10 protein-coding genes and 1 pseudogene are annotated in these 10,032 nt (G+C 62.9%); 8 read left to right on the top strand and 3 right to left on the bottom strand.

Annotation, left to right across the window (positions count from 1 at the left end; translation table 11 throughout):
- The 5 genes and pseudogenes from HP499_RS15495 to HP499_RS15475 form a co-directional block, all read left to right on the top strand.
- Positions 1-1,081 (top strand): annotated as a pseudogene (locus tag HP499_RS15495) (translational GTPase TypA); the annotation flags it as partial.
- A 33-nt stretch (positions 1,082-1,114) separates the two neighbouring features.
- On the top strand, positions 1,115-1,531 hold the full coding sequence (locus tag HP499_RS15490; RefSeq protein ID WP_172325129.1) for a hypothetical protein: 417 nt from the start codon (positions 1,115-1,117) through the stop codon (positions 1,529-1,531).
- 319 nt (positions 1,532-1,850) lie between these two features.
- Positions 1,851-2,177 (top strand): ferredoxin, encoded by a 327-nt coding sequence (gene fdxA / locus HP499_RS15485; RefSeq protein ID WP_018776555.1) that lies wholly within the window; start codon positions 1,851-1,853, stop codon positions 2,175-2,177.
- Positions 2,178-2,191: 14 nt separating this feature from the next.
- Positions 2,192-3,340 carry a succinyldiaminopimelate transaminase gene (dapC, locus tag HP499_RS15480; RefSeq protein ID WP_172325128.1) on the top strand — a complete coding sequence of 383 codons (1,149 nt, stop codon included), beginning with the start codon at positions 2,192-2,194 and terminating at the stop codon, positions 3,338-3,340.
- Between the two features lie 231 nt (positions 3,341-3,571).
- On the top strand, positions 3,572-4,855 hold the full coding sequence (locus tag HP499_RS15475) for a citrate synthase (protein ID WP_024817462.1): 1,284 nt from the start codon (positions 3,572-3,574) through the stop codon (positions 4,853-4,855).
- Between the two features lie 81 nt (positions 4,856-4,936).
- Here HP499_RS15475 and galE read toward each other — a convergent pair whose 3' ends face one another.
- Positions 4,937-5,980, bottom strand: coding sequence for a UDP-glucose 4-epimerase GalE (gene galE / locus HP499_RS15470; protein WP_172325127.1), 1,044 nt, complete (start codon positions 5,978-5,980; stop codon positions 4,937-4,939).
- An 80-nt stretch (positions 5,981-6,060) separates the two neighbouring features.
- Between galE and HP499_RS15465 the strand changes: the two genes are divergently transcribed.
- Together HP499_RS15465 and HP499_RS15460 are read left to right on the top strand one after the other, a co-directional pair.
- On the top strand, positions 6,061-6,687 hold the full coding sequence (locus HP499_RS15465) for a TetR/AcrR family transcriptional regulator (protein ID WP_172325126.1): 627 nt from the start codon (positions 6,061-6,063) through the stop codon (positions 6,685-6,687).
- 114 nt (positions 6,688-6,801) lie between these two features.
- A complete protein-coding gene (locus HP499_RS15460) occupies positions 6,802-7,413 on the top strand; it encodes a hypothetical protein (protein ID WP_172325125.1) in 612 nt (203 codons plus the stop codon).
- A 22-nt stretch (positions 7,414-7,435) separates the two neighbouring features.
- Here the strand turns inward: HP499_RS15460 and HP499_RS15455 are convergent, their stop codons facing one another.
- Positions 7,436-8,278, bottom strand: a complete 843-nt coding sequence (locus tag HP499_RS15455) for a hypothetical protein (protein WP_172325123.1) — start codon at positions 8,276-8,278, stop codon at positions 7,436-7,438.
- Positions 8,279-8,291: 13 nt separating this feature from the next.
- Positions 8,292-9,317, bottom strand: coding sequence for a 2,3,4,5-tetrahydropyridine-2,6-dicarboxylate N-succinyltransferase (gene dapD / locus HP499_RS15450; RefSeq protein ID WP_172325121.1), 1,026 nt, complete (start codon positions 9,315-9,317; stop codon positions 8,292-8,294).
- Positions 9,318-9,412: 95 nt separating this feature from the next.
- Between dapD and HP499_RS15445 the strand changes: the two genes are divergently transcribed.
- On the top strand, positions 9,413-10,032 hold a 620-nt coding region (locus HP499_RS15445; protein WP_172325119.1), incomplete at its 3' end, for a M20/M25/M40 family metallo-hydrolase.

Genomic DNA, 10,032 nt, shown 5'->3' with positions numbered 1-10,032 from the left:
CGTCAAGATCACCGAACTGCTCGCCACCAAGGCACTGACCCGCGTTCCTGCCGAGTCTGCTGGACCGGGCGAAATCGTCGCAGTTGCAGGCATCGAGGAGATCACCATTGGTGAAACCCTCACGGATGCCGAGAACCCGCAGCCGCTGCCGCTGATCACCGTGGATGATCCCGCGATCTCCATGACGATCGGTATCAACACCTCGCCGCTGGCCGGCAAGGTCAAGGGCGCCAAGGTCACGGCCCGCCAGGTGAAGGATCGCCTGGACAAGGAACTGATCGGTAACGTCTCCATCAAGGTCCTCCCCACCGAGCGTCCCGACGCCTGGGAAGTCCAGGGCCGTGGCGAGCTCGCGCTGGCCATCCTGGTTGAGCAGATGCGTCGCGAAGGCTTCGAGCTGACCGTGGGCAAGCCGCAGGTTGTCACCAAGACCATCGACGGCAAGCTGCACGAGCCGATGGAACACATGACCATCGACGTACCCGAGGAATACCTCGGCGCTGTCACGCAGCTCATGGCCGCCCGCAAGGGTCGCATGACCAACATGGCAAACCACGGTACCGGCTGGTGCCGCATGGAGTTCATCGTCCCTGCGCGTGGCCTGATCGGTTTCCGTACCCGGTTCCTGACGGACACCCGTGGCGCCGGCATCGCTGCCTCTATCTCCGAAGGCTACGAGCCGTGGGCCGGCCCGATCGAATACCGTACCAACGGTTCGATGATCGCCGACCGCGCCGGTGTTGTGACGCCGTTCGCCATGATCAACCTGCAGGAGCGCGGTTCCTTCTTCGTCAAGCCCACCTCCGAGGTTTACGAAGGCATGATTGTTGGCGAGAACTCCCGCGCTGATGACATGGACGTCAACATCACCAAGGAAAAGAAGCTCACCAACATGCGTGCCGCTTCCTCGGACACCTTCGAAAACCTGACGCCGCCGCGCGATCTCACCCTCGAAGAGTCCCTCGAATTCGCCCGCGAAGACGAGTGCGTCGAGGTAACCCCGGAATCCATCCGTATCCGCAAGGTCATCCTGGACTCCAACGAGCGCGCCAAGGCCAACCGCGCCCGCGCCAAGTCCTAGCCTGCACTGACTGACACAGTCGAAGGCAGCTGAGTGAAGAATGGAGCCGTCGGTACGGTTCGTGGCATTGCCGCGGCCGTACTGGCGGCTCTTTTCGTTGCTATGGCAGGAACAGGCCTGCACCGCCAGGTGCTGCCCTTGGCCGGCGTCGAGGTCCCTTGGGGTGTTGCAGCGGCATTGATGCTGCTGGCATCGGTGCAACTGTGGCTTGCCGCCTGGTCCCGCTCAATAGTCCCCACGGCGGTGGCAGGCGTGGTGAGCTACGCCGTCGTCGGGGTCCTGTCTTCGGCCGGACCTGCCAAGCAGCTGGTCCTCGGCGATGCCGTAGGCAACGTGTGGGTCTTCGGCATCGCTGCGGTCTCTTTGGTCATGCTGGTGGCAGCCAGCCGCCTGCGGACCGGACGCCCTGCCGCCGCGGCGGTGGCGGCGGAACCTCTTTCGCGGCGATGACCATGGCCAAGGGAATTTCGACGTCGGATGTACGGGTCCGTACCGTGCAACTGTTCTCGCTGGTGTCCAGCAGGTAGCCGAGGGCGTCCGTCAGGCCGTCGTCGATCCTGTACCGGACCACCACCCGGATGCCCGGCTCCGCAGTGAGTAGGAATTGTCTGGGCGGCAAATGCGGGGGAGTCACCGTTTCATACTAAGACGCGGGCTAGGTTGGCGTCATTGCACTGTTGGATAATAGGCTCGGAAGTTGAGTGCCCGGCATGATGCCGGCCGTATTACCCCGGTCATTGCCGGGACAAACTGTGGAGAGGTCTGGGACGTGACGTACGTAATCGCGCAGCCGTGTGTGGATGTCAAGGACAAGGCATGTATTGAAGAGTGCCCTGTTGATTGCATTTACGAAGGTGAGCGTTCCCTCTATATCCACCCCGATGAATGCGTCGACTGTGGTGCCTGCGAACCCGTGTGCCCCGTAGAGGCCATTTACTACGAGGATGACACCCCGGAAGAATGGGCCGACTACTACAAGGCCAACGTTGAGTTCTTCGACGACCTCGGTTCCCCGGGTGGAGCAGCAAAGATCGGCAACACGGGTAAGGATCACCCGTTCATCGCTGCGCTGCCCCCGCAGAACCAAGACCACTAAGGGCGGTATTTTCGTTGATTTCAGCGGCGCCGGCTTTCGGCCTGAACCTGCCTGACTACCCTTGGGAGGCCATGGCTCCGTTTGTGGCCACGGCTTCGAAGCACCCCGGTGGCGCAGTCAACCTTTCCATTGGAACGCCGGTGGACCCCACTCCGGCGCTGATCCGGAATGCCTTGTCAGCAGCTGCAGACGCCCATGGCTATCCCACGGTGCACGGTACGGAAGCCCTGCGCCAGGCCGTGGTGGACTGGTTCGCCGGCCGCCGCGGAGTTCCGGGCCTGGATCCCAAGGACGTCATGCCAACCGTGGGCTCAAAAGAGCTTGTCGCGTGGCTGCCATTCCTGCTCGGCCTGAACGCCGGAGACGTCGTTGTACGGCCTACTGTTGCTTACCCGACCTACGACATCGGCGCCTCATTGGCAGGCGCCACGGCCGTTGCTGCCGATGACTTGGATGAACTGGATCCGGCCACCCGCGCCAAGGTCCGCCTGATCTGGATCAACTCTCCGGGGAATCCGACTGGCAGCGTCCGGGATGTCGAGTCGCTCCGCAGGATAGTGGGCCAGGCCCGCGAGATCGGAGCGGTAGTGGCCTCGGACGAGTGCTATGCCGAGCTGGGCTGGGGCGAATGGGATGCCCAGCGCGGGGGAGAAGCTGTCCCCAGCATTCTTGATCCCCGCGTGACCGGCGGTTCCACCGATGGCTTGCTGTGCGTGTACTCGTTGAGCAAGCAGTCCAACCTGGCTGGCTACCGGGCAGCTTTTGTCGCCGGGGATTCTGCCATCGTGGCCAACCTCGTCAACAGCCGGAAGCATGCAGGAATGATTGTTCCCTACCCCGTGCAGGAAGCCATGCGTGTGGCCTTGGGGGACGCCGGGCATGTCCTGGCCCAGAAGGATCTTTACCGAGGGCGCCGCGAGCGGCTGGTACCAGCGCTGGAGAAGTTCGGGCTGGACATCCACGAATCCAAGGCTGGGCTGTACCTTTGGTCCACCGCCGGCGAAGCCACCTGGGATACTGTGGCACGGTTTGCCGATCTTGGCATTGTGGTGGGTCCGGGAGTGTTTTACGGCGACGCCGGCAATGGTTTCATCCGCGTGGCTCTTACCGGAACTGACGAACGCATTGACGCAGCAGTAGATCGGCTTGCCACAGCCCCATAACAATGCTGTGACATGCGCCACTAACGGCGTCATTCCGCCAGTAACCCGACAACCCGGATTAGTTCCGGGGGGTTACTGGCGGTAGCTTTTAACTGACTATCAATGGTGGCCTTCTCTAAGAAAGCACTTCGGCCGTTGGAGCCCTGCAACAGTAGGGCCGAGGGCGGCGGCACCAGAAGTTGGTTGGACAAGCGTTCGATAGAGGCCCAAAGGCCTCATGAAGGGGACTCCATGACTGAGACCACCAGCGCAACACTGCGCCATGCCGGCGGCGAACTCGAACTGCCGCGCATCAAGGTTGTAGAAGGAAACGAAGGCTACGACGTTTCCAAGCTGCTGAAGCAGACGGGCGCCGTTGCCTATGACCCCGGCTTCATGAACACAGCGGCCACCACCTCGGCCATCACTTACATCGACGGCGACGCAGGCATCCTGCGCTACCGCGGTTACCCCATTGAGCAGCTCGCACAGCACTCGAGCTTCCTCGAAGTTTCCTACTTGCTGATCTACGGCAACCTCCCCACTCCCACGGAGCTGGAAGAGTTTGACCAGAAGATCCGTCGTCACACGCTCCTGCACGAAGAGCTCAAGGGCTTCTTCGGCGGCTTCCCGCGTGACGCCCACCCCATGCCGGTGCTCTCCTCGGCTGTTTCGGCGCTGTCCACGTTCTACCAGGACTCGCTGGATCCCTTCAACGCGGAGCATGTGGAAGTTTCCACCATCCGCCTGATGGCCAAGCTGCCGGTGATCGCTGCCTACGCCCACAAGAAGTCCATCGGCCAGCCGATGCTGTACCCGGATAACTCCATGAACCTGGTGGAGAACTTCCTGCGCCTGAGCTTCGGCCTCCCGGCTGAGCAGTACGAAATGGACCCGGTAGTCGTCAAGGCACTGGATCTGCTGCTCATCCTGCACGCTGACCACGAGCAAAACTGTTCCACGTCCACCGTGCGACTGGTGGGTTCCTCCAACGCGAACCTCTTCGCTTCGGTGTCCGCAGGCATCAACGCCCTCTTCGGCCCTGCCCACGGTGGCGCCAACGAGGCCGTGCTGAAGATGCTCCGCCAGATCCAGGCCGACGGCATCAAGCCCGAGGACTACATGGAGAAGGTCAAGAACAAGGAAGACGGCGTCCGCCTCATGGGCTTCGGACACCGCGTGTACAAGAACTACGATCCCCGCGCCAAGATCATCAAGGCAACGGCCCACGAAGTTCTCGGCAAGCTCGGCGGCAACGACGAACTGCTGGACATTGCCATGCGCCTCGAAGAGAAGGCTTTGGCTGATGACTACTTCATCCAGCGCAAGCTGTACCCGAACGTCGACTTCTACACCGGCCTCATCTACAAGGCCATGGGCTTCCCGGAGAAGATGTTCACCGTACTGTTCGCCATTGGACGCCTCCCGGGCTGGATTGCCCAGTGGCGCGAAATGATCAACGATCCCCAGACCAAGATCGGCCGCCCGCGGCAGCTCTACACAGGGGAGCCGGAGCGCAACTACCCGGCCAACTAGCACCAAGGCAGTAACGACGACGGCCGCTCACCTCGCGCGAGGTGAGCGGCCGTCGTCGTTGGTCCCGGAGGCTTCTGCAGCCTAGGCCTTGTTTGCCGCGGACGTCGCAGCAGAAGCGTTGTAGCCGTACGGGTTGTTCTTCTGCCAGCGCCAGTGGTCCTCGCACATCTGGTCCACGGTCTTGGTGGTGGACCAGCCGAGGTCGGCCAGGGCGGAGGAAGCATCGGCCCAAAACGCGGGAAGGTCGCCTGCGCGCCGGCCCGTGATTTCGTAAGGAATCGGCTGGCCGACTGCCTTCTCGAAGGAGCGCAGTACCTCCAGCACTGAGGATCCACGGCCGGAGCCGAGGTTCCAGCGACGAACGCCTGCGCGCCCGGCGATGTAATTCAAGGCTGCTACGTGGCCGTCGGCCAGGTCCACCACGTGGATGTAGTCGCGCTGGGCGGTGCCGTCCGGGGTGTCGTAGTCGCCGCCGAAGACCATGAGCTTCTCGCGGCGTCCCACAGCCACCTGTGCGATGAACGGCACGAGGTTGTTGGGAATGCCCTGGGGGTCCTCGCCGATGCGGCCGGACGGGTGTGCACCCACCGGGTTGAAATAGCGCAGCAGTGCGATATGCCAGCGGTCGTCCGCGTTGCCGAGGTCAGAGAGGATGTCCTCGATCTGTTCCTTGGTGCGGCCATAGGGGTTGTTGGCACCGATTTCCATCTTTTCGATGTACGGGATGGGGTTGTGCTCGCCGTACACCGTCGCCGAAGAGCTGAAGACGATGGAGCGCACGTTGTGCTTGTCCATGGCCCGGAGCAGGTTCAGGGTGCCAACGATGTTGTTGTAGTAGTAGGCGAGGGGCTCCTGGACGGACTCGCCGACGGCCTTCAAGCCAGCGAAGTGGATCACGGCGTCGATCTCGTGTTGATCGAACACGGCCTCGACTGCGGGCTCATCCACCAGGTCAACCTTGTGGAACACGGCGGTCTTGCCGGTGAGCTCGGAGACACGGCGGAGGGATTCCTCGCTGGAGTTCACCAGATTATCAAGCACGACGACGTCATGGCCGGCTTCCTGAAGGGACAAAACGGTGTGGGAACCGATGTAGCCGGTGCCACCCGTGACAAGAATTTTCATGGTCTCTACGCTAGCGGAAATTGGAGCCACGCCGCTCTGTGTTGAGCGGTGTTGAAGCACGTTCGTGCTAAAAACAATTAGTGCCCAAAATTGTTGATGCCGAAGCCCGGCGCCAGGAAGTTGTCCAAGCTGTTTTCCGGATCATTGCCAGCGATGGCCTGGAACGCGCGTCCCTGCGGGAAGTAGCGGACGAGGCCGGACTGGCAGTGGGTTCGGTCCGGCATTATTTTGCCAGCAGCGACGACCTCCTGGTGTTCTCCTTCGGTACCGTCATCGACCGTATTGCAGGCAGGCTGGAGTCAGCGCTGGCAGGGGTCGGGCAAGCATCGGCAGGCAGCCCGGAACAGGATGCCGCAGTCTTGAACCTCCTGGGCCAGTTCCTGCCCTTGGACGAGGACCTGGCGATGGATGCATGCGTTTGGATGGCGTTCAGGCATGCCGCCCGGATCAAACCTGTCCTGGCTGCCGAAGCCGAACGCAGCCACCGCACTGTAGCCGCCGTCGTCGGGCGCTTGATCATGCTCCTGAGCCCCGGGGAACAGGATGCCCAAGAAACCCTGGTCACGGAGGCGGAGCGGCTCCTGGCTACCATGGACGGCTTGTGCATGCATGCCCTCTTGCAGCCGGAGTGGATGACGGCCGAGATGTGCAGCGACGTCCTCACGGCCCATCTGCGGTCGCTGACCGCCGCGCCTGCCGCTTCGTAAGGCCTGTTCCCTCGGCAGAACGCCTCCATAAAGCAATGAACCGCACCCCTACCCTCCGGGCCCAACGGGAATAGACTGGAAGATGTCGGCACCCTGCCAAGGGAGGATTTTCGGATGCACGAGTCAGGCGGCCCGGGTTGGCGCATCACTATGGATACGTCCGGGCCGATGCTCATTGCCCTGTACTTAAGGGACGTTGCAGGACTGGATGGTGCCGGCAGACCCAGCCTGTCCCACGCGGATCCCAAAGTCCGGCATGCGGACCACAGCCACTTGACCTCAGATGTCGGCGGAATCCACGCGCTCAAGACCGAGTGGGAAGCGTGGTGGGAGAGCCTGGTGAAGGCCTATCCGCACCCTGCTTCGGAACTGGCGCCACCAAGTTTCAAAGCCTTCGGCAACTCACCGGCACTCCAACGCGTGCTGCAGGCCCACTTTGGCTCTGCCCTTGGATGGGCTACCGACAGGATTGACGAGTACGCAGATCTCGAGGCGTCCCGCGAAGCCAACGGGCTAACCCAAGTACTCAATGAAATGGTGGAGGACCGGCTGCTGGAAGTCGGCCGGAGTTCCCGCGACTTCGAATTGACCATCATTGAGCTACCCCTGAACGAGCCACGCGCCTGGTACTTGGAACCCAACACCATGATCATGAGCCACAGGCTGTTGTCCGAGCCCGATGTCTTCCGCAGCTACGTCCAGCCAGTGGTGGAGATCCTCGCCTGAAAACTTACGTGGCGCTGAAAACTCACGTGGCGGGGGCCGAAACAGTGATAGTGACGATTTCGGAGGGAGCCGCCGAGGATTGCCAGCCGTCCCGCTTCTCCCGGTTCCAGGCCCGGCCGCCAACATCCACCTGGGTGATGGACAGAGTCTTGGCATTCGCCACGGCCCAGTGCGCCACGGCCCAGGCCTGTGTGCCAGTGATGTCCAGCTGCACCGAGCGGCCCTGGACTGTAGCCGCTTGGGTACCGAACGCGGTCGTGAGTTCATCGACGACGGCGGCAGGGTCACCTGCTGCTTCGGGCATGCGCAATTCGCAGTTCAGTGCCGCTTCGGAGTGCCCTGTGAGCGCAGAAGCGAAGGCCCTGCCCATGCCCTCGTGCTGGGCGTAGGCGCGTGGGAAAGCCGAGCGTTGGACCGCTTGAGCGGCCTGGGTGATCTCCATGGATTCGTAGCCCGGAACTTTGACCAACCCGTCAAAGAACGCGTTGCTGGCATAAACGGGATCCATGACCTGCGCCTCCGTGCCCCAGCCTTGTGATGGCCGCTGCTGGAACAGCCCACGGGAGTCGGGGCCCGCTTGGTCGCCGTAGTTGATGTTGCGGAGCCGGGATTCCTGCATCGCCGTGGCAAGGGCAATGCTCGCAGCCCGTGGCGGCAGCCCGCGCTGGACGGAGATGGCGGCGATGAGGGAAGCGTTCGCGGCCTGGTCCGTGGCGAGCTCATGGCTATCAGAGCCGGCGACGGCGATGCAGCGCTCCGTGACCATGGTCTCGGAGCGCTGCAGTACAGCAACGATCGCGTAGATGGCACCTGCTACGAGGGCCAAAGCCAGCACCGCAACGATGATGCGGCGGAACCGGCGCATTGATTTTCTCCTGCTAGTTGGCGTGGAGAGCCTCGTTCAACTCCACCGTCTGGCCCTTGCGCGGAAGGACTTCCACGCCGCCGGTGGTGGAGTTGCGGCGGAACAGCAGGTTGGGGACGCCGGAGAGTTCTACGGCCTTGATGATTTTGCTGGTGTCCTCGCCGTTCTCGTCCTTGGGGCCGGGAACGCGGACGCGGGTGCCGGCGGTGACGTACAAACCGGCCTCCACTACGGAGTCATCTCCGATGCTGATCCCCACACCGGAGTTGGCGCCGAGCAGGACCCGCTCGCCCAGGGCAATCTTTTCCTTGCCGCCACCGGAGAGCGTGCCCATGATGGACGCTCCGCCGCCAACGTCGGTGCCGTCGCCGGCTACGACGCCGGCAGAGATGCGGCCTTCCACCATGGAGGTGCCCAAGGTGCCGGCGTTGAAGTTCACAAAGCCTTCGTGCATGACGGTGGTGCCCTCTGCGAGGTGCGCACCCAAGCGGACGCGGTCGGCGTCGGCGATGCGGACGCCGGTGGGAACCACGTAGTCAACCATGCGCGGGAACTTGTCCACGCCGTAAACCACCACGTTGCCGCGCTTGCGCAAACGGGCGCGGGTCAGTTCGAACCCGTCCACGGCGGCCGGGCCGAAGTTGGTCCAGACCACGTTGGGAAGCTTGCCGAAGACGCCGTCGAGGTTGATGCTGTTGGGCTTGACCAGTCGGTGCGAGAGGAGGTGCAGACGCAGGTACGCATCGGCAGTGTCTGCCGGGGCGGCGTCGAGGTCGATCTGCGCGAAGACAACTTTCTGCTCCGTACTGCGGTCAGCGTCCGTGCCTTCCTCGGCAAGTGCGGTTAGCGCGGGATCGGCGTTCCCGACGTCGCGCAAGGACTCGGCGGCAACACCCAGGGCAGGTGCGGGGTACCAGACGTCCAGCACGGTTGCTTCCCCGGAAGCCGAGGTGGCGATGGTGGCCAGGCCGAAGCCGTAGGCCGATCGGTGGTTGTCGGACGCGTTTGCGGGCGCAGCAGAGGAAGCAGTTTCAGTCATGGGGCAAGTCTATCCAGCAGGCAGAGGTCGGTTAAAACCCGTCTCATGCCAGAGAAGTCGCATTTATGGTTGTCGCCGGGGATTAGGCTGGACGGGTGACCCTGAATCCTGCCCCCACCCTCCTTGACCTGCGCCAGGACGTTGCCTTGCTGACGGCCGCGATCATCGACTTCAACAGCGTCTCCGGTAACGAGACCGAACTCGCCGACGCCGTTGAGGCGGCGCTGCGTGCCATTCCTGCCTATACGGTGATCCGTGACGGTGACGCCATCATTGCGCGCACCGAACTTGGCCGCTCCGAGCGCGTCATCCTGGCCGGACACCTGGACACGGTGCCCTTGCCCACCGTAGCCGGCTCTTTGGGCACTGTTCCGGCCACGTGGGAATCCGGCGTTCCCGGTGAAGGGGTGCTGTACGGTCGCGGTACCACCGACATGAAGGGCGGAGTTGCGGTGCAGTTGGCCCTCGCGGCAACACTGTTCGACGACGGGCGGCAGCCGGACAAGGATGTCACCTTCGTCTTCTACGACCATGAAGAAGTGGAAGCGGTCAAGAGCGGCCTTGGAAGGCTGGTCCGCAACCATGGAGACCTGCTCCAGGGCGACTTCGCGATCCTGCTGGAGCCGACCCATGGCACCGTTGAAGGCGGCTGCAACGGAACCAGCCGTTTCGAAGCCACCACCATCGGCGAAACGGCCCACTCTGCCCGGGCATG

Origin of the sequence: Paenarthrobacter sp. CM16, from assembly GCF_013179505.1 — a bacterium.
Lineage (GTDB): Bacteria > Actinomycetota > Actinomycetes > Actinomycetales > Micrococcaceae > Arthrobacter.
This window is presented reverse-complemented; position numbering and strand designations above follow the sequence as displayed.